17 protein-coding genes and 1 pseudogene are annotated in these 18,003 nt (G+C 68.5%); 7 read left to right on the forward strand and 11 right to left on the reverse strand.

Going from position 1 to position 18,003, the window contains the following annotated elements:
* Positions 1 to 6 precede the first annotated feature (6 nt).
* The 3 genes from BS329_RS40540 to BS329_RS40550 are packed head-to-tail and all read right to left on the reverse strand — an operon-like array spanning position 7 to position 3,277.
* On the reverse strand, positions 7 to 1,488 hold the full coding sequence (locus BS329_RS40540) for a flavin-containing monooxygenase (RefSeq protein WP_076168780.1): 1,482 nt from the start codon (positions 1,486 to 1,488) through the stop codon (positions 7 to 9).
* Positions 1,485 to 2,333: an SDR family oxidoreductase gene (locus BS329_RS40545; protein WP_076168782.1), complete on the reverse strand. Its 849-nt coding sequence runs from the start codon at positions 2,331 to 2,333 to the stop codon at positions 1,485 to 1,487. Before BS329_RS40545 ends, BS329_RS40540 begins: the two co-directional genes overlap by 4 nt.
* Positions 2,330 to 3,277: a patatin-like phospholipase family protein gene (locus tag BS329_RS40550; protein ID WP_244197492.1), complete on the reverse strand. Its 948-nt coding sequence runs from the start codon at positions 3,275 to 3,277 to the stop codon at positions 2,330 to 2,332. Before BS329_RS40550 ends, BS329_RS40545 begins: the two co-directional genes overlap by 4 nt.
* 48 nt (positions 3,278 to 3,325) lie before the next feature.
* Here BS329_RS40550 and BS329_RS40555 point away from each other — a divergent pair, with 48 nt between their 5' ends.
* Positions 3,326 to 3,958 carry a TetR/AcrR family transcriptional regulator gene (locus BS329_RS40555; RefSeq protein WP_076168786.1) on the forward strand — a complete coding sequence of 211 codons (633 nt, stop codon included), beginning with the start codon at positions 3,326 to 3,328 and terminating at the stop codon, positions 3,956 to 3,958.
* A 142-nt stretch (positions 3,959 to 4,100) separates the two neighbouring features.
* Here the strand turns inward: BS329_RS40555 and BS329_RS40560 are convergent, their stop codons facing one another.
* Positions 4,101 to 5,039, reverse strand: coding sequence for a helix-turn-helix transcriptional regulator (locus tag BS329_RS40560; protein WP_076168788.1), 939 nt, complete (start codon positions 5,037 to 5,039; stop codon positions 4,101 to 4,103).
* A 279-nt stretch (positions 5,040 to 5,318) separates the two neighbouring features.
* Between BS329_RS40560 and BS329_RS45060 the strand changes: the two are divergent.
* The 3 genes and pseudogenes from BS329_RS45060 to BS329_RS40575 form a co-directional block, all read left to right on the forward strand.
* A pseudogene (locus tag BS329_RS45060) lies at positions 5,319 to 5,537 on the forward strand (LysR substrate-binding domain-containing protein); the annotation flags it as partial.
* Positions 5,538 to 5,685: 148 nt separating this feature from the next.
* Positions 5,686 to 6,468 (forward strand): alpha/beta fold hydrolase, encoded by a 783-nt coding sequence (locus tag BS329_RS40570; protein WP_076168790.1) that lies wholly within the window; start codon positions 5,686 to 5,688, stop codon positions 6,466 to 6,468.
* A gap of 794 nt (positions 6,469 to 7,262) precedes the next feature.
* Entirely contained in the window at positions 7,263 to 8,495 is a 1,233-nt protein-coding gene (locus tag BS329_RS40575) for an HNH endonuclease signature motif containing protein (RefSeq protein ID WP_076168792.1), read from the forward strand.
* A gap of 370 nt (positions 8,496 to 8,865) precedes the next feature.
* Here BS329_RS40575 and BS329_RS40580 read toward each other — a convergent pair whose 3' ends face one another.
* On the reverse strand, positions 8,866 to 9,984 hold the full coding sequence (locus tag BS329_RS40580) for an FAD-dependent oxidoreductase (protein WP_076168794.1): 1,119 nt from the start codon (positions 9,982 to 9,984) through the stop codon (positions 8,866 to 8,868).
* 81 nt (positions 9,985 to 10,065) lie between these two features.
* Here BS329_RS40580 and BS329_RS40585 point away from each other — a divergent pair, with 81 nt between their 5' ends.
* Positions 10,066 to 10,629, forward strand: coding sequence for a TetR/AcrR family transcriptional regulator (locus BS329_RS40585; RefSeq protein WP_076168796.1), 564 nt, complete (start codon positions 10,066 to 10,068; stop codon positions 10,627 to 10,629).
* Here BS329_RS40585 and BS329_RS40590 read toward each other — a convergent pair.
* The 5 genes from BS329_RS40590 to BS329_RS40610 are packed head-to-tail and all read right to left on the reverse strand — an operon-like array spanning position 10,626 to position 15,635.
* Positions 10,626 to 11,627, reverse strand: coding sequence for a TerC/Alx family metal homeostasis membrane protein (locus BS329_RS40590; RefSeq protein ID WP_076168798.1), 1,002 nt, complete (start codon positions 11,625 to 11,627; stop codon positions 10,626 to 10,628). The two genes, BS329_RS40585 and BS329_RS40590, sit on opposite strands and share 4 nt — an antisense overlap.
* Positions 11,628 to 11,666: 39 nt before the next feature.
* Positions 11,667 to 12,581, reverse strand: a complete 915-nt coding sequence (locus BS329_RS40595; RefSeq protein ID WP_076168800.1) for a LysR family transcriptional regulator — start codon at positions 12,579 to 12,581, stop codon at positions 11,667 to 11,669.
* Positions 12,578 to 13,759 carry a glycine C-acetyltransferase gene (locus BS329_RS40600; protein ID WP_076168802.1) on the reverse strand — a complete coding sequence of 394 codons (1,182 nt, stop codon included), beginning with the start codon at positions 13,757 to 13,759 and terminating at the stop codon, positions 12,578 to 12,580. Before BS329_RS40600 ends, BS329_RS40595 begins: the two co-directional genes overlap by 4 nt.
* Positions 13,759 to 14,790, reverse strand: a complete 1,032-nt coding sequence (tdh, locus tag BS329_RS40605) for an L-threonine 3-dehydrogenase (protein WP_076168803.1) — start codon at positions 14,788 to 14,790, stop codon at positions 13,759 to 13,761. Before tdh ends, BS329_RS40600 begins: the two co-directional genes overlap by 1 nt.
* 59 nt (positions 14,791 to 14,849) lie before the next feature.
* On the reverse strand, positions 14,850 to 15,635 hold the full coding sequence (locus BS329_RS40610; RefSeq protein WP_076168805.1) for a TetR/AcrR family transcriptional regulator: 786 nt from the start codon (positions 15,633 to 15,635) through the stop codon (positions 14,850 to 14,852).
* Positions 15,636 to 15,695: 60 nt separating this feature from the next.
* Between BS329_RS40610 and BS329_RS40615 the strand changes: the two genes are divergently transcribed.
* Complete coding sequence (locus BS329_RS40615) at positions 15,696 to 16,478, forward strand: ABC transporter ATP-binding protein (protein ID WP_076168806.1); 783 nt, start codon at positions 15,696 to 15,698, stop codon at positions 16,476 to 16,478.
* A complete protein-coding gene (locus BS329_RS40620; protein WP_076168808.1) occupies positions 16,475 to 17,251 on the forward strand; it encodes an ABC transporter permease in 777 nt (258 codons plus the stop codon). Before BS329_RS40615 ends, BS329_RS40620 begins: the two co-directional genes overlap by 4 nt.
* Here BS329_RS40620 and BS329_RS40625 read toward each other — a convergent pair.
* Positions 17,196 to 17,948 carry a GNAT family N-acetyltransferase gene (locus tag BS329_RS40625; protein ID WP_084750851.1) on the reverse strand — a complete coding sequence of 251 codons (753 nt, stop codon included), beginning with the start codon at positions 17,946 to 17,948 and terminating at the stop codon, positions 17,196 to 17,198. The two genes, BS329_RS40620 and BS329_RS40625, sit on opposite strands and share 56 nt — an antisense overlap.
* Positions 17,949 to 18,003 lie beyond the last annotated feature (55 nt).

The following is an 18,003-nucleotide window of genomic DNA, read 5'->3' on the forward strand; positions in this document are numbered from 1 at the left end:
GCCGCGTCAGGCGAAGGTGTAGTCCTCGATGGGGAAGTTCTGGGCCTCCTTGATGGCGTTGAGGGTGGAGGACGGGCGGAGCAAGGTCGCCTCCCCGTGCGGGTTGAAGTAGTAGCTGTTCGCCGGAGCGCAGTTCCCGAGGGTGAAGATCGAGTCGCCGAGCCGTTCGGTCATCCGGTCGAGGAACGCGTCGTTGGCCTCCTGCGTGACCTCGAACTCGGTCGCGCCGCGGCGCCGCATCGCACCGAAAAGCCGGTCCATATGCCGCATCTGCGTCTCGATGGTGGTGAAATAGGACAGTCCCGAATACGAATACGGGCTGTTGAGCGAAATGAAGTTCGGGAACTTCGGGATCGCGACGCCCTCGTAGGCCTGGAACCGGTTCTCCCGCCACCACTTCCCGAGATCGCGACCACCGCGGCCGATGATCTCGACCGCCGGGAAGTTCGCCTCCCACAGGTCGAATCCGGTCGCCAGCACCAGGACGTCGATGTCCCGCCGCGCACCGTCGGCCGTCTCGATCCCGGTCTCGTCGATCTTCGCGATGGACGTCGTCTCCAGGTGCACGTGGTCCTTGGTGAAGGCCGGGAAGTACTCGTTGGAGAACGTCGGACGCTTACAGCCGAACGAATACCGCGGCGTCAGTTCCGCACGCAGCCCCGGATCCCGCACCTGACGGCGGAGATGCGCCAGGCACCACATCTTCCCGAGCCGGTTCGCGATCGGCAGTTGCCTGTAGTGCAGCACGCCGGAGACCATCATCAGTTCCAGCAACGCGGTCCCGGTCAGCCGGGCGACCCGCTGGGTGAACGGCACCGCGGCGAACGCGCGCCGGACCGCCTTGGGCACCGGGAAGTCCAGTTTCGGGCTCACCCAGATCGGGGTCCGCTGGTACACGCTGAGTTCCCGCGCGAGGGACGCGATCTCAGGGATCAATTGGACCGCGGTCGCGCCGGTGCCGATCACAGCGACGCGTTTGCCCGCGAGGTCGTAGCCGTCGTCCCACGCGGTGGTGTGGATGACCTTGCCGCCGAAGGTGTCGATGCCGGAGATGTCGGGTTTCTTGGGCTGGGAAAGGAACCCTGTCGCGGTCAGCAGGTACTTCGCCGTGACAGGCTCGCCCTCGGCGCGGGAAACCGTCCAGTGCGCGTTCGCCTCGTCCCAGACGGCACCGGTGACAACGGTGCCGAAGCGCATGTAGCGCCGCAGCCGGTACTTGTCCGCGACGTGCTCGGCGTACCGCTTGAGTTCCGCGCCCGGCGCGAACAGCCGCGACCAGTGCGGGTTCGGCTCGAACGAGTACGAGTAGGTGGCCGACGGGATGTCGACGGCCAGCCCAGGATAGCGGTTCACATGCCAGGTGCCGCCGAGATCGGACTCGCGTTCGAGGATGAGCAAGTTGTCGTAGCCGAGCCGGTTGAGCTGGATCGCCGCGCCCATCCCGCCGAAACCGGCCCCGACGACGACGGCGTCGTACTGCGCGTTCATGCGTTTTCCTCCCGGTGGGTGTCCTGATCGAGACGCGTGCGGTAGGCCGCGCGATCCGGTGAGTCGGGGCGCAGCGCCCGGTCGTCCCGCATCAGGCGGCGGAAGGCGTTGAGCGCCGGTTCGGGCGTCACACCGGCAAGGCTCGCGAGCGCGCCGACGTAACCGGGCACGGCGATCTCCGCGGCACGGGTGCGGACGGAAGCCACGACGGCGTCGGCGATCCGGCCCGGTTTCACCTTCGGGATCGGCCGCATGTCCAGCCCCGACGCGAGCGCGGTGTCGACCGCGGACGGCAGCACGGCGGAGACGCTCACGCCGTGCGGCGCGTACTCCAGCCGGGTCGCCGCGGTCAACCCGACGACGGCGAACTTGCTGGCGTTGTAGATCGCCAGCCCCTTGACGGGGAACTTCCCGGCCAGCGACGCGACGTTGACGATGTGCCCGCGGCGGCGCTCCAGCATGCCGGGCAGCGCCAGCCGCATACCGTGGACGACGCCGAAGACGTTGACCTCCATGGTCGCCCGGTTCAGCGCGTCGGAGAGGTCGAGGAAACCGCCGTTGGGCATGATCCCGGCGTTGTTGACGAGCACCGCGAGCGGCCCGTTCGCCTGTTCGGCGTCGCCGAGAAAGGCGGCGAAGGAAACGGGGTCGGCGACGTCGAGGTGATGCGCGGTCCCGCCGATGTCGGCGGCGGTGCGTTTCGCGGCCTCGAGATCGAGGTCGCCGATGGACACGCGCGCGCCGAGCGCGGCCATGCGTTCCGCGGTCGCGCGGCCGATGCCCTGTCCCGCACCGGTGATCGCCACATGCGCGCGAGCGAGGTCGAGGTCCGGGTACTTGCTCACGCGCGCACTCCCTCTCGTTCGAAAGCACCGGCGACCAGGCCGGGCGCCGTCCTCAACGCGGTCGCGAGCACGTGCTCCCGCCGCCGTCCGTCCATGAAGTTGGCGCCCATGGCGGCGAGATCGGCCGGCCCCGGTTCGATCCGGATCACCCGCACGCCCGCCGCGCGCAACCGACGCGCCTCATCGTCCACGCGCCGGGTCATCGCCGTCCGCAGCAGGCGTTCCAGCTTGGCCGGACCGCGCGCCGGGGCCCCGCCTTCGCTGCTCATCGGCGCGATCAGCACGACCTCGCCGACGTCGTGGCCGAGCAGGAGATCGGCCGAGGTCGGCGAAACCGTCCCGCCGTCGAGCAGCGGACGTCCGCCCACAACCGGCGGTGGGAACCAGCCGGGGATCGCCCACGACGCGGCGATCGCCTCGCCGAGCCGGGCGGGCGGGGCGTCCGGGGAGCCGAGCGCGACCCGTCCTCCCGCCGGATCCGTGGCCATCAGCCAGGTCGCGGGATGCGGGACCCAGCCATCCGGTGCCAAGGCTTCCCCGAGTTCGCGTAGCCAGCCGGCGTCTCCCCTGCCACGGGGAAGAAGTCCCGCGAGACCGGCCATCGCGTCGACGTCCCGGCGCAGCGCGGCCCGGACGAGCTTGGCCGCGGGCCACCGGGGATACGGCACCGGCGGGAACCGGTTCGGCACCCGCCGGACGTGCGCGGCGACGATGGGATCGCCATCAGGCGTACCTGCCAGCGCGCCGAGGATCGCCTTCGCCGGGATACCCGCCCCGAGCATGGCCACCGCCTCGGCGCCCGCGGAGGTCCCGACCAGGACGTCCGCCTCGCGCGGATCCCAGCCCGCCCGAGTGTGGAGCGCGTCGAGGACCGCCGCTGTCCAGGCAAAGCCCAGCGTGCCGCCGCAGCCGAGCACCAGCGCCCTCGCGGAATGACGTGTCATTTCCGGAACGGTATGTCATTTGAATGTCCGAAGCAATAAGCTGGCGGGATGACGACGGAGACCCCGGTCAGCAGGGCCGCACGGAAGAAGCAGGAACTACGGCGCGAGATCGTGGAGACCGCGTTCGACTGCTTCGCCGAACGCGGCTACCACGCGACGGGGATCGCCGACATCGCCGCGCGGCTGGGCATCGGGCACGGCACCTTCTACCGCTACTTCCAGAACAAACGGGACATCGTCGACCACGTCATCACGGACCTGGTCGAGAAGGTGGTCGCCTCGCTGGCGGCGGACAACGCCCCCGACGCGGTCAACAGCCTGGCCGAATACCGCAAGCAGAGCGCGAGGATCGGCGACGCGCTCGCCGAGATCTTCGGCAGTGACCCGCGGATGGCCCGGTTCCTCCTGCTCGAGGCCGCCGGCATCGACGCCGAGATGCGGGAACGCGTACTGGACTTCTACGAGACCGCCGCGGAACTGACCGCGGGCTACCTCCACCACGGCGTCCGTCTCGGTTATCTGCACGAGGATCTGGACGTCGACGCCACCGCGCGGGCGATCAACGGGATGATCCTCGCTTCGGTGCTTTCCGGACTGCGCGATCCGTCGCCGCGAGGGCAGGCGGCGATGAGCAGAGCGGTCCGCCGCGTCATGTACGACGGGATCGCGGCGCGTCCCTAGAAGAACCGGCCGGCCGGTCCGCTTACGACACACCAGCAGGCGGGGGCCCGGCGTTGCTGGTGCCGGATCCCATGGAACCGCTCGCGGCCCCCGGCCGTCCAGCGGCGAAAACGCAGAGTCGCACCGACGAAAACGAACGTCATCACTCGCGCAGGGTCTGACTTGGTGACTCACCGAAGGCCGCGCGATAGTGCGCGCTCAACCTGCTCCCGTCCAGGAACCCCCACTTCGCCGCGATTCCGGTGACCGTCGTGCCGTCACCGGGTTCGGCGGCACGGAGTTCGGCCCGGACCCGGTCCAGCCGCACCCGGCGCAGATAAGCCATCGGCGTGGTGTCCAGGTACCGCCGGAACGCCAGTTGCAGGGCACGCACGGAGACCCGGCAGGCGCGGGCGATGTCCGCCACGCCGAGGTCGAGGTCCGGATTCGCCTCCAGGAAGGTGATCCCGCGGCGCACGGTGCCCGGGACGGCGTCACGGCGGTCACGGGGACGGGAATCGCCCTCGCCCGCAGTGAAGGTGTCCAGCGCCATCGCGGCCATCAGCCGTCCGGCCGCGCCGAGCACCAGCGGGCCGTACTCCGCCCCCGGTTCGGAAAAGAGCCCGGTGAGGTAGTCGACCGTCTGCCGCCATCGCCGGGCCTTCTCCGGACTCACCGGGTCGTAGCACAGCCGCTCGACCGGCCCGCCGTCCATCCCGGTGAACAGCGAAAGGTCGATACCGGTGACCTGGAGGCGCGCGCCGTGCATCCCGGTCCGGTAGCCGTGCCCAGGGTGCGGGCCGACGAACACGTCGCCCGGACCCAGCCTGCGGTCGCTGACGCCGTCGTCGATCTCCAGCCCGCCGCCCAGCACGCGCAACAGCACCACCCTGCCCAGCGGCTGGACGACGACCTCCGTGGTCAGCGTGTTGTGCAGGAAGTCGAAATGCACGTCCCCGAGATCACAGCGGTTGTGCTCGAAACGGTAGTTCTCGACGGTGCCTCGCACCCGCAACCGGTTGTCGCGGTAGGCCTCGGCGATCAGGGCACGTGCCTGTTCCGGATCGGTGGTCGCGAAGTCCGTCACCCTCGGTTCGTGCACCGGACCACGCCTCCTTTCCGTTCACCCGTAACGAAAAGTCCGCTCACCGGAACGCTACCGCCCATCGGCGGGCACGGCCAGACCGAGTCGGAGTCATCCGGCCGGCCGGAATGACTCACCCGCGCGGTCGAGGATCGCCCTGGCGCGCAGTTCGACCGGCCGGTCGACCATCTGCCCGTCCGCCACGACGACGGAACCGTCGCCCACGAGCGCGGCCACGCTCCTGGCCCACTCGATTGCCCCGTGCCGTTCGCCGAGGTGGCCGCGCGTCCGCTCGTCATGCCGTCCGAGGGGCACGCGCTGCGCACCCTCATCGACGGCGCGGCCCGTGAAGCAGGCGCCCAGACCGAGGTCACCGTGCAGACCAACTCCATGACGCTGCAGAAACGGCTGGTACTCGGCGGGCACGGCTGGACGATCCTGCCGGGCATCGGTATCGCGGCGGACGTCGCCGACGGCGTCTTGAGCGCGGCGCCGGTGCGCGAACCGGAGGTCTGGCGCACCGTCGTCCTCGGCATCCCCAAGACCGGCCGCGTCACGCCCGCTGTCGACGCCGTCGCGGGCACTGGTCCAGCAGATCCACCAGACGGTGAACGAGGGGCGAGTGGCCCTCGGCCAGACTGTGGGAAGACCGAACAGGAGAAGGATGACCACGCTCCCCCGAACCGGCCACGCAGTCGCCGCCGACGGCACCCGGCTGGCCTACCAGTGGCACGGCACGGGCAGGCCGCTCGTGCTGCTGGCCGGGCAGGCGAACGACCACAAGTGGTGGAACCGCACGCGCGGGGATTTCCCGAGCACGATCACCATGGACTACCGCGGCACCGGAGCCAGCGACGCACCCGATACCCCCTATTCCACAACGGGATTCGCGGACGACGTGATCGCGGTCCTCGACGAACTCGGCGTCGCCGAGGCCGACGTCTACGGAACCTCGATGGGTGGCCGCGTCGCGCAATGGGTCGCCGCGCGGTACCCCGGCCGGGTGCGGCGGCTCGTCCTCGGCTGCACCTCACCCGGCGGCACCCACGGCGTCGAGCGGTCGAACGACGTGCGGCTGGCCCTCGCCCGGCGATCCTCCGTCGAGGCGCGAAAAACGCTGGAGAATCTGATGTACACGCCCGGATGGCGGGCCGCGAACCCCGGCCCGTACCGGGTGCTGGGCGCGCACGGGATGCCGCCGCACGCGGTCCGCGGGCACCTCGTCGCGAGCAACACCCACGACGCCTGGGACGTACTCCCGGAGATCACCGCCCCCACCCTGGTCCTCCACGGCGACGACGACCTGCTCGCTCCGCCTGCGAACGCGCCCCTGCTGGCCGACCGGATTCCCGAAGCGCGGATGCACCTCTTCGCCGGGGCACGGCACGCCTACTTCGACGAGTGCCGTCCCGAGTCGAGCGAGCTGGTGAGCGACTTCCTCGGGTAACTCATGCCGACCGGGTATGTGCCCATCGCGGATTTCCATTTCTCAACCATGGCGCTCACAGCTCATTCCCGGAGCGAAGGAGCTTCCCTTGCCACACAAGAAGCCCGGGGTCGTGGCTAACGTGGTTCGTGGCGGGCTCCTTACCCGAGGGAAACCTGACGGCACAGTTGCTTCCACAGCCGTCGGATTCCTGATGCGCCCGCTCGGCGGCTGGCTACTGGGCCCGCGTCAATCGGCATCATCCGACCCGCCGATCGCTCTTGTGCCATGATCACGGCGCTGGTGTTTCTCAGTGGCTATACGGCGTTGTCAGCGATCACCAAGACGGGTGTTCCCCACCAACGTCTTCGGCGGGCTTTCGAGGCCGAGCGCTCTGGCGTTGAAGCAGGCTGGCACGAGAGTGTGTTCTTCTGGCTGGTGACCGGGTGTTTCCCGTTGACGTTCGCGGCCACGTTGGCGGTTCGGGAGCCTTCTCAAGGCTTCGGGGCTGGACGCTCGGAATTCTGTTGTCGAGTGAGGTTTGCCGGTATCCGGCAACGCGGTGGCCGCGACTCTCACGACGCCGACGCTCGCGGCCATGCTGGAGGTTCGAGGCCTTCACCCAGCTCCCACTCGAGGATTTCAGGATCGACTGCTCAAGATTCTGTTGTCAGATGCGCTTTGCCGGCACTTGGCAACGCGGACGGCCGCGACCTCGTCGGACGACAAGGTCGCCGCGAGCATCGATCAGACCAGGTTTCCTTGACAGTAAACAGGTTTCCGTTTCTGTCGGTGGTCGACGGTACCTTCGCCGCATGGAAACCACTCAAGCGGCCATCGCCGCTTTGAAGGACCTATCCGATTCGACCAACCTGGAGGAAATCAATGCCCTGCTGAATTCTTTGGACGACAAGGACTCCATCTTCGTCGCACGAGAAGCCACTGCCGCACTCGCACGCTGGGAAGCCGTTCGGTATCGCGCCCTGTCACGACTGAGCGAGCTTCGGGGCGGGGCGCGGAGCGTGGTGCAGGAGGTGGCGATGACACTGTCTCTCGTGGACAATTTCGCCGGTTCCCTTGTCTCGACAGGAGTCGCGTTGACCTCCCGGCTACCGCGGACGCTTTCCTTGCTGGACCGGGGTTTGGTAGGCGGTTACTCCGCACAGAAGGTCGCCGAGGCGACGGCATGGTTGTCGCACGAGGATTCGCTGGTGGTCGATGCCAAGTTGGAGTCGCGGCTGCCGAAGAAGAACAGTACCCAGGTCCGCAAGGCGGCGAACTACGCCGCGAACAAGGCCGATCCGGTCGGCGCCGGAAAGCGGTCGAAGCAAAGCCGTGACGGGCGCCGGTTGGCGGTGGCGCAAGGCGAGGCCGGGGTCGCCTCGATCGAGGTGGTGGACGGGCAGGCGGAGAAGGTCAACGCCGCCTACCGGCGAATCCATCAGGAGGCCAAGGCACTGAAGAACCACGGTGATACCCGGACGATGAACCAACTCCGAGCCGACATCGCCCTCGATCTGCTCCTCAGCGGCAAAGGCGGTGCCGCCGAGCGAGCCGAGGTGTTCCTCTACATGGACATGTTCACGTATCTGGGACTGAACGACGATCCGGTGAAGATGGCCGGACACGGCCACATCCCCGCTTCGCTGGGCCGCCACATCGCCACGGGCCCGAACACGGTGTTGCGGCGGATCATCACCGACCCCTTGAGCGGGCAGGTCCAAGATCTCGGCAGGACCCAGTATCGGCCGGACGCGGCGATGGCCGAGTTCGTCCGCGTCCGGGATCGCGAGTGCCGAAGACCGGGCTGCGACCGTCCCGCGCAGGCATGCGAACTCGATCACTCGATCCCCTGGCAGTTCCAGGGCGAAACCAGCGTGGCCGACCTGATCACCTACTGCACCCGGGACCACCGGCTCAAGGACGAGCCTGGCTGGGTCTATCACCTCGCGCCTGATGGGACGCTGAGAATCACGACACCGACCGGGCTGACGCACGTCAGCGAGCCACCGCCACTGCATGAGCCGCGACCGGAACCTCCGCTCTGAGCCCGCGCCGTGGAGATGGGCCTGACCTCTTCCAGCGATCCGGTCGGGCGAGGTTCAGTGTCGCCGTCCACTGACAGGCGGCGGTTTCTCGTCCAAAGCAAGCTCCGAGGTCGTTGCCAGAAACGGCAACGCCCCGAAGACCGAGAGGCACAGCCACCCCACGACAAGCTGACATCACGTTCACAGCAGCGCTCCCCGACGGCGCATCAGTACCGAACGCGAGGAAACGGAGGGCCATGCCGGACCACCGCGAAGGCCAGCGCGTCAACCGTCGATCGCACCGCTGGCCAGCGCCGTGGTCGAGACCTGGCATCGCGACGCCACCGGCCATAACCCCGCGCCGCTAGACACACACGACCAGAGCCAGGACCTACCCGAGCGTGATCGTCTTCTCCACCGATTCCGACATGAACGGCAAGTAGCCTTCATCCGAGGGAGCGTCGAGCAAGCCCTCGGCGCCGTTCTCCAACAACCGGGCCATTTCCGCCGCTCGGGGAAGCATCGTCTTCTCGTAGGCGGCGACGGCCTCGCCGACCGTGCCGGAACCTGCCAGCGCGAGGGCGAGTTCGGCCGCGTCGAGCATGGCCAGATTGGCGCCGACGCCGAGTGGCGGCATCAGGTGGGCGGCGTCGCCGAGCAGGGTCACCGTCGGCTTGTGCTCCCACGTGTGCGGGACGGGCAGAACGAACAGCGGGCGATCGACGTACGGGCCGTCGTTGTCGGTGATCATCCGCACCATCGGCGGCGACCAGGCCGAGAACGCGTCGAGCAGCCGGCTCCGGATCTCCGCGGTGTCACTGACACCGACCCAGTCCGCGGGCAGGCGCTGGACGATGTAGACCCTAATCTGATCGCCGCTGTTGCGCTGGGCGAACAGGCAGCGCTCGCCGTCGGCGGCCATGGCGCCGCCCTGCCCCACGAGCGCGGCGATGTCGGGATGCGCGGTGTCGACGTCCTCGAACCACGCCTCCAGGAAGGTGATCCCGGAATACCGCGGAACTGCCGCGGACACCGCCGGGCGCACCCGTGACCACGCGCCGTCGGCGCCGATGACCAGATCGGTCTCGACAGTCGTCCCGTCGGCGAAGTTCAGCTCCCCGGAACCACCCACGCCCACCAGGGTTCTGCCCCAGCGCACGGTGCCCGGCTCCAGCGAGTCGAGCAGCATCCCTCGCAGCAACCCGCGGTCGATCTCCGGCTTGAACAGCTCACCTTCGGCCGGGACATGGTGTTCCAGGATCCGCCCGGCCGTGTCCAGCTTGCGCATCTCCTGTCCTTCCGGCCGTGCCAGCGCGAAGAACTCGTCGAGCAGACCGGCTTCACGCAGGGCGAGCTGCCCGTCGTCCGCGTGCAGGTCGAGAGTGCCGCCCTGGTCACGTGCCTGAGGATGCGGGTCGCGGTCGTAGACCGTCACGGAGATGCCGTGCTTCTGCAGGATGCGGGCGCAGGTGAGGCCACCGGGGCCCGCTCCGACGATGCTGATTCTCATACCGCCAGAAAAGCAGAACGAGTGAAAAAGTGCAACGAGTCAACTTAGTGACTGTGACAACTCATGCGGTAGGCTGCGCTCATGGAGACACCGGGACGGCGTGAACGCAAGAAGGCGGCGACCCGTCAAGCGCTCGCGGACGCCGCACTGAAACTGTTCCTGGAGCGGGGCTTCGACCAGGTGAGCATCCGGGACATCGCCGAGGCCGCGGACGTCTCGACCACGACGCTGTTCAAGCACTTTCCCGGCAAGGAAGCGCTGGTCTTCGACGAGGCTCAGGACCGCGAGGCGAATCTGATCGCCGCGGTGCGGCAACGCCCGGAAGGGCAGAGCGTCGTCGAGGCCTTGCGCGAGTACGTGCTCGCTACCTGGCTCCCGCTCACAGAGCATCCCCAGTACTCCGAGTTCACCGCGCTGGTGAACAGCACCCCCGCGCTGCAGGAGTACGGCGAGCGCATGTGGACTCGGCACGCTGTGGCCCTCGGTGTCGCCATCGCCGACGACACCGGTGTCGGTCACGACGATGCCGCCTGCCGCGCGCTCGCGCGGTTCGTCTTGGACATCCCGGCGCTCACGCGTGGCACGCCGGATCCCCGGAAGGGTGTCCAGGAGATCTTCGACCTCCTGGCCCACGGCTGGCGCTAGTCCTGTTCGGATGGGGGGCGTGAGGCGCGCAGCGAGCCCGGATGTGCTTTGGCGGTCGGGTCGTTGCGGGTCTTGAACAGGCTCGCCACCGTCACCACGACGAGAATGCCGATGATCACCGCGAGGCTGACCGGCGTCGAGATCTCCGGGACGCTCTCGTCGATGTCGACGTGGGCCCAGTGCAGGATCAGCTTGACCCCGATGAACCCGAGGATCACCGCGAGCCCCGCCGACAGATACACCAGTCGATCGAGCAGGCCCTTCACCAGGAAGTACAGCGCGCGCAGGCCGAGCAGGGCGAAGGCGTTGGCGGCGAAGACCAGGTACGGCTCGTCGGTGACCCCGAAGACGGCCGGGATCGAGTCCAGCGCGAACAGCAGGTCGATCCCGCCGATCGCGAGCAGCACCACCACCAGCGGCGTGCCCACCCGCTTCCCTTCGAGACGGGTGAACAGCTTGCCGCCGTCGTACTCCTTCGACAACGGCAGCAGACGGCGCGCGGTCCGCACCACCACGTTGTTCTCGATGTCCGGATCCTCGTCACGGTGCCGGAAGAGCTGGATCCCGGTGTAGATCAGCAGCAACCCGAACAACAGGAACATGAAGGAGAACAACGAAAGCAACGTGGCGCCGAGCGCGATGAAGATCGCGCGCATGATCAGCGCGACGACGATGCCGAACGTGAGCACCTTGTGCTGGTGTTCCTCGGGTACCGCGAAGGTGCTCATGATGATCACGAAGACGAAGAGGTTGTCGACCGACAGGCTCTTCTCCACGATGTAACCCGCGAAGTACTGCTGCCCGAAGTCCCCGCCGTGCGCCAGCGTCAGCCAGACACCGAACGCCACCGCGACCAGGATGTAGCCGATCGACCAGGCCACCGCTTCACCGAAGCCGACCTTGTGCGGCCGCACGGCCGCGAGGAGCAGGTCGAGTGCCAGCAGCGCGAGCACCAGTCCGATCGTGACGGTCCAGGTGAGGCCATCGATCTGGAGCATCCGCGCCCTGTCTTTCGTTCGACGGCAGGTACCCGGATCCTAGAGGTGGTTCCCCTCGCCCGCATTCGCATGATTTGGCGACGCTTCGAGCAGTTCGGAAAGGACGGTCTTGAGCAACGGGTGGTCCGCGCTCCCCCGCCGGACCGCGGCGAACACCCGGCGCAGCGGCGGCTCACCGCGCAACGGGACGGTGACCGCGCCGGGAACGGCGGTGAAAGCGTTGCGCGGCACCAGGGCCACCCCCTCGCCCGCGGCGACCAGGGTGGTGATCGCGTGGAAATCGTCGGAGACGTGCCGGATCCCCGGATTGGCGCAGACGATCATCAGCACGTCGCGGCACGGGTTTCCCGGTTTCGGCGCGATCCAGTCGTCGTCGGCGAGTTCGTCGATGTCCACTTCGGACGCTTCCGCCAGCCGGTGCGCGGTGGGCAGCACAACGTCGAACGGCTCCACGTACAACGGGAACCGGGTGAGCCTGCTTTCATCCGTTCGTGGTGAGAGCCGGTACTCCTCGGTGATCGCGAGGTCGACCTCGCCGTCGAGCAGCAGCGGAATGCTCGCGTGCCCCTCGACGTCCTGCACCAGCACCGAAACACCGGGCGAACCGGCACGCAGCGCGGCGATCGCCGGCGCGACCACCATGGTGATCGCCGAGGCGAAACTCGCCAGCCGCACCTGCCCCTGGACACCGGAATCGAGCGCGGCCAGCGTGGCCTGTGCCCGCTCCAGTTCGGCGGCGACGGCGTTGGCGTGCACCACCATCAGTTCACCCGCGGGGGTCAGCGAGACCCGGCGGCCCCACCGTCTCAACAGCTGCTGGCCGCACTCGGCTTCGAGAGCGGCCAGCTGCTGGGAGACGGCGGACGGCGTCAGGTGCAGCGCCTGGCCCGCCGCCGTCACGGTGCCGTGGTCGGCGAGAGCGCGCAGTACCCGCAGCCGTCGCGGATCGATCATTCATCCATCATGGACCGTGCCGTCACGAACGCGTCGACCGCACGGTTGACGTCGTCGGCCGAATGCGCCGCCGACATCTGCGTCCGGATCCGGGCCTTACCGTGCGGCACCACCGGGTACGAGAAACCGACCACGTAGATGCCCTGGTCGAGCAGCAGATCGGCCATCTTGCCAGCCTTGGCGGCGTCGCCGATCATCACCGGGATGATGGGGTGCTCACCCGGGAGCAGGTCGAAGCCCGCCTCGGTCATCCGCCGCCGGAACAGCTCGGTGTTGGCGCGCAGTTTGCCCAGCAGCTCGCTCGAGGAGTCCAGCAGTTCCAGCGTGGCGAGCGCGGCGGCGGTGATCGACGGCGCGAGCGAGTTCGAGAACAGGTACGGCCGGGAACGCTGCCGCAGCATCTCGACGATCTCCGCGCGGCCCGAGGTGTAGCCGCCACTCGCCCCGCCGAGCGCCTTGCCGAGGGTGCCGGTCAGCACGTCGACCTTGTCCTGCACGCCGAACAGTTCCGGCGTGCCGCGTCCGGTCGGGCCGGTGAAGCCGACGGCGTGCGAGTCGTCGACCATCACCAGCGCGTCGTAACGCTCGGCCAGCGCGCAGATCTCGTCGAGCGGCGCGAGGTAGCCGTCCATCGAGAACACGCCGTCGGTGGCGATCATCCGGTAACGCGCGCCGGACGCCTCCTTGAGCCGTGCCTCCAGGTCCGCGACGTCGCGATTGCGGTAGCGCATCCGCTTGGCCTTGCACAACCGGACGCCGTCGATGATCGACGCGTGGTTGAGCTCGTCGGAGATGATGACGTCCTGGTCGGTCAGCAGCGTCTCGAACAGCCCGGCGTTGGCGTCGAAGCAGGAGCTGTAGAGGATCGTGTCCTCGGTGCCGAGGAACTCCGAGAGTTTCGCCTCCAGTTCCTTGTGCGGCTGCTGGGTCCCGCAGATGAACCGCACCGACGCCATGCCGAAGCCCCAGCGGTCCAGCGCCTCTTGCGCGGCCTTGACCAGCGTGGGGTGGTCGGCGAGGCCGAGGTAGTTGTTGGCGCAGAAGTTCAGGACTTCGCCGTCGGCGACGCTGACCGAAGCCCGCTGCGGTCCCTGGATCACCCGCTCGCCCTTGTACAACCCGGCTTCCCGGATTTCGGCGAGCCCGGCCTTGAGGTCGTCGCGCATCGCGCCGTACATCAGTTCTCCGTCCAATCCAGAATGACCTTGCCGCAACGGCCTTCCTTCGCCGTCGCGAACGCCTTCGCGTGATCCTTGTACCCGAACCGGTGCGTGATCACCGGCGAGATGTCCAGCCCGGCCTGGAGCAGCACGGACATCGAATACCAGGTCTCGAACATCTCGCGCCCGTAGATCCCCTTGATCTGGATCATCTTCAGCACGACGGCGGCGATGTCCACCGAGACCTCGGAGGCCGGCAGGCCGAGCAGCGCGACGCGGCCGCCGTGGGACATGTTCGCGATCATGTCGCGCAACGCCTCGGGCCGCCCGCTCATCTCCATGCCGACGTCGAAGCCCTCGGCCATGCCGAGCCGTTCCTGCGCGTCGGCGATGGTCGCCGACGAGACGTCCAGCGCCAGGTCGACGCCGACCTTGCGGGCCAGTTCCAGCCGGTGCTCGCTGACGTCGGTGACGACGACGTTGCGCGCGCCGGCGTGGCGCGCGATGGCGGCGGCCATGATGCCGATCGGCCCGGCGCCGGTGACCAGCACGTCCTCGCCGATGACGGGGAACGACAGCGCGGTGTGCACGGCGTTGCCGAGGGGGTCGAAGATCGCGGCGATGTCGAGGTCGACCTTGGTGCGATGCACCCAGGCGTTCATCTCCGGCAGCACGGCGTACTGCGCGAACGCGCCGTCGGTGTGCACGCCGAGGCCCTTGGTCCTGGCGCACAGATGACGCCGCCCCGCCTTGCAGTTGCGGCAGCTTCCGCAGACCAGGTGGCCCTCGCCGCTGACCAGGTCGCCTACCTTGACGGTGGTCACCGACCGGCCGATCTCGACCACCTCGCCGACGAACTCGTGCCCGATGACCAGTGGCGCGGCGATGGTGCGCGCCGCCCAGTCGTCCCACGAGTCGATGTGCAGGTCGGTGCCGCAGATACCCGCGCGCAGCACGCGGATGGCGACGTCGCCGGGGCCGACGGCCGGGTCCGGCACGTCGGTGAGTTCAAGCCCTGGTGCCCGGTCGGCTTTGACCAATGCCTTCATGGCGCGAAGTCTGGCCCCCGGCGCCTGTGCAGTCCATCGCGAGTTTCTGAAATCCCTCGTTAGCGTGTCTTCACAAGCGGCCCGCCCCGCCCGCCGATCAGCGTGGCCACTCCTTCGAGTAATCGGGCCAGACCGAAGGCGTAGGCGTGCTCAGGATTGTGGGGTGCCTGGTGCGCTTCCCCCGCCGACCGGCCGACGCGCGCCGCGAGCGGGAACCGGGCCGGATCGAAGACTTCGGCGAGCAAGGGGCCGACCTTTTCCCACCATTGCTCGTCGTTCATCCCGGTACGGCGGACGGCGCGATCGACTTCGATCCGCCGCCGGGCGACCCCCTCCACGTGGTCGTGCACCAGCGTGATGACCGAGTCCATCTCGACATCGGTGAGGCCGAGACCCTCGACCACCGCCAGTTCGCGTTCGTACTTCGCGATCGAGTGCGGCCCGAGCGGCGGACGCCCGGTGAACACCTGCAGCACCCACGGATGACGCAGGCAGAGGTTCCAGTTCACCTTCGCGACCTCACGCAGGCCGTCCTCCCAGCCCTGGTCGCCGGGTTCGCCCAGTTCCCCCACCGCTTCCTCGTAAACCCTGTCGAGCATCGCTTCGAGAAGTTCCTCCCGCGAGGCGATGTAGGTGTAGAGCGACATCGTGCCGACGCCCAGCGATTCGGCGACTCTGCGCATCGACAGCGTGGCGACATCCTGGTCGCCGTCGGCGAGTCCGACCGCCGCGGCGACGACCTGCTCGGTGGTCAGCGTGTGTTTCGGCCCGCGCCGCGGGAGCTTCCGTGTGCCCCACAACGTGGCGATCGTACGCGCCGGATCGCCGCCGTTGGTCTCCGTCATGGCGCCATCATAGAAGACTTACTCCGTAACCCGTACGAAGTTTGTGCTACTCTATTCCGTATGCCATACGAAGAAGCGGCACTCGAAGCCGTCGACCTGCGAAAACGGTACCGGGGGAAGGTGGCGCTGGACGGGTTCAGCCTTCGCGTCGAAGCGGGCACGGTGTGCGGCCTGCTCGGGCCGAACGGGGCGGGGAAGACCACCGCCGTGCGAATACTGAGCACCCTGCTCCGCCCCGACGGCGGCCGGGCGTGGGTGGCGGGCCACGACGTGCTCGCGGACCCCAAGGCGGTGCGCTACCGCATCGGCCTGGTCGGGCAGAACGCCTCGGTGGACGAGATCCTGACGGGCCGTCAGAACCTCGTGCTGTTCGGCAGGCTCCACCACCTGAAGGCCGCCGCGGCGAAACGCCGGGCGGACGAGCTCCTCGAACGGTTCGACCTCACCGAAGCGGCGGGTAAACCCGTCGCCGCGTACTCGGGCGGGATGCGACGACGGCTGGACCTGGCCGCCGGCCTGATCCTCTCGCCGCCGGTGCTGTTCCTCGACGAACCGACCACCGGGCTGGATCCGCGCGCCCGCATCGAGGTCTGGGCGTCGATCAAGGATCTGGTCGGCTCCGGCACGACGGTGCTGCTGACCACCCAGTACCTCGAAGAAGCCGATCAACTCGCCGACCGGATCGCCGTCATCGACGCGGGCCGCGTCGTCGCCGCAGGAACCCCCGACGAACTCAAGGCGAAGGTGGGCCCGGACCGGGTCGAGACCGTCACCCGCAAACCCACGCTCGACGAGGTCTTCCTGCACCTCACCGGACACGCCACCACCGAGGAGCCGTCTTGACCGCGATTTCCGACGCCACCGCGCTCACCGGCCGGATCCTGCTGCACTGGCGGCAGCGGCCCGGCTCGATACTGGTCGGGTTGCTGTTCCCCGTCCTGATGGTGCTGATGTTCGGCTACCTCTTCGGCGGGGCGATGGCCGTCCCCGACGGCGAGTACCTGGACTTCCTCATCCCCGGCATGCTCGCGATGACCATGCTGTTCGGGCTGGAGGCCATGGTCGTGGCCGTCACGACGGACGCCGCGAAGGGCGTCACCGAACGGATCCGCGCCATGCCGGTCGCGACGACGGCGATCCTCGCCGGGCGCAGCGCGGCCGATCTGCTCAACGCCGTCGTCGGTCTCGCCGTCATGGTCGTGACCGGGCTGCTGGTGGGCTGGGCGCCGGAACGCGGCTTCCTGCCGACGCTGGCCGCGTTCGGATTGCTGCTGTGGCTGCGGTTCGCCTTCACCTGGGTGGGGATCTACCTCGGTCTGCTGCTGAAGACGCCGGAGTCGGCCGTCGCCGTGCAGATCCTGGTCTGGCCGGTGGGTTTCCTCTCCAGCGTGTTCGTCTCGCCGGTGACGATGCCTGGCTGGCTCGGCGCGATCAGCACGTGGAACCCTCTGTCCGCCACCGCGACCGCGATCCGGGACCTGTTCGGCAATCCCACTTGGGGCGCGACCGACTGGGCGAGCACGCATTCGGTCACGTTGGCGTTGCTCTGGCCCGCCGTGCTCACCGCGATCTTCCTGCCGCTTGCGGCCAGGCAGTACCGCGCGCTAGGCCGGTGAGCGCGGCCGCCGGGGCAACGGCGGCTCCCGGAACACGGACCGACACGAAATCCGGCCGCGGCACCAGCTCGAAGCCGATCGACTGGTACAGGCGGATGGCCGAGGTGTTCGACGCCGCCGCGTGCATCATCGGGCGGAGACCGCGGGCCCGGATGCCCGCCGCCACCGCGCGGACGAGCCGGGTCGCCAGCCCCTGGCCGCGATAGGCGGGGTCGGTGCAGACGGCGCTGATCTCGGTCCAACCGGGTGGGTGCAGCCGCTCGCCCGCCATCGCGATCAGCGCGCCGTCGCGCCGGATTCCCAGGTATGTCCCCAGTTCGATGGTCCGCTGCCGGAACGGTCCCGGTTTGGTCCGCTCGACGAGGTTCAGCATCTCGGGGACATCGTCCGGGCCCAGCAGGACGGCTTCGGGATCTTCGGCGACTTCGAGCGCGACGTCGACCAGCCGGACCCCGGCGATCCTGCCGAGGACTTCCCAGTCCGCCGGTACCGGCAGCGAGTTGTGGACGATGACCGTCTCGCCGGGACCCGCCAGTTCCGCGACGTCGTCCCAGACGCCGTCGTCCGGTTCCGGTGGCAGGGCGAGGAAAGGAGCGACGTCGACCTGATAGCGCAGCACCTGGCCGGACCGTTCGGCGAAGTGCGCGTGCGGACCGGTCAGCGATGCCCAGACAGGATCGTCGATAGGGGTGACCATGACGGCTGCGACGCCGCCGGCCGGATTTTCATTCCCGCTCCCACATCCTGAACAC

Source organism: Amycolatopsis coloradensis, from assembly GCF_001953865.1.
Classification (GTDB): Bacteria; Actinomycetota; Actinomycetes; order Mycobacteriales; family Pseudonocardiaceae; genus Amycolatopsis; species Amycolatopsis coloradensis.

Bases quoted from the DNA above. Each gene is read 5' to 3' on its own strand.
- BS329_RS40575 (WP_076168792.1), top strand. From the start codon at position 7,263: ATGGAAACCACTCAAGCGGCCATCGCCGCTTTGAAGGACCTATCCGAT.
- BS329_RS40540 (WP_076168780.1), bottom strand. From the start codon at position 1,488: ATGAACGCGCAGTACGACGCCGTCGTCGTCGGGGCCGGTTTCGGCGGG.
- BS329_RS40555 (WP_076168786.1), top strand. From the start codon at position 3,326: ATGACGACGGAGACCCCGGTCAGCAGGGCCGCACGGAAGAAGCAGGAA.
- BS329_RS40600 (WP_076168802.1), bottom strand. From the start codon at position 13,759: ATGTACGGCGCGATGCGCGACGACCTCAAGGCCGGGCTCGCCGAAATC.
- BS329_RS40615 (WP_076168806.1), top strand. From the start codon at position 15,696: ATGCCATACGAAGAAGCGGCACTCGAAGCCGTCGACCTGCGAAAACGG.
- BS329_RS40585 (WP_076168796.1), top strand. From the start codon at position 10,066: ATGGAGACACCGGGACGGCGTGAACGCAAGAAGGCGGCGACCCGTCAA.
- BS329_RS40625 (WP_084750851.1), bottom strand. From the start codon at position 17,948: ATGGTCACCCCTATCGACGATCCTGTCTGGGCATCGCTGACCGGTCCG.
- BS329_RS40610 (WP_076168805.1), bottom strand. From the start codon at position 15,635: ATGACGGAGACCAACGGCGGCGATCCGGCGCGTACGATCGCCACGTTG.
- tdh (WP_076168803.1), bottom strand. From the start codon at position 14,790: ATGAAGGCATTGGTCAAAGCCGACCGGGCACCAGGGCTTGAACTCACC.
- BS329_RS40570 (WP_076168790.1), top strand. From the start codon at position 5,686: ATGACCACGCTCCCCCGAACCGGCCACGCAGTCGCCGCCGACGGCACC.
- BS329_RS40550 (WP_244197492.1), bottom strand. From the start codon at position 3,277: ATGACACGTCATTCCGCGAGGGCGCTGGTGCTCGGCTGCGGCGGCACG.
- BS329_RS40595 (WP_076168800.1), bottom strand. From the start codon at position 12,581: ATGATCGATCCGCGACGGCTGCGGGTACTGCGCGCTCTCGCCGACCAC.
- BS329_RS40590 (WP_076168798.1), bottom strand. From the start codon at position 11,627: ATGCTCCAGATCGATGGCCTCACCTGGACCGTCACGATCGGACTGGTG.
- BS329_RS40580 (WP_076168794.1), bottom strand. From the start codon at position 9,984: ATGAGAATCAGCATCGTCGGAGCGGGCCCCGGTGGCCTCACCTGCGCC.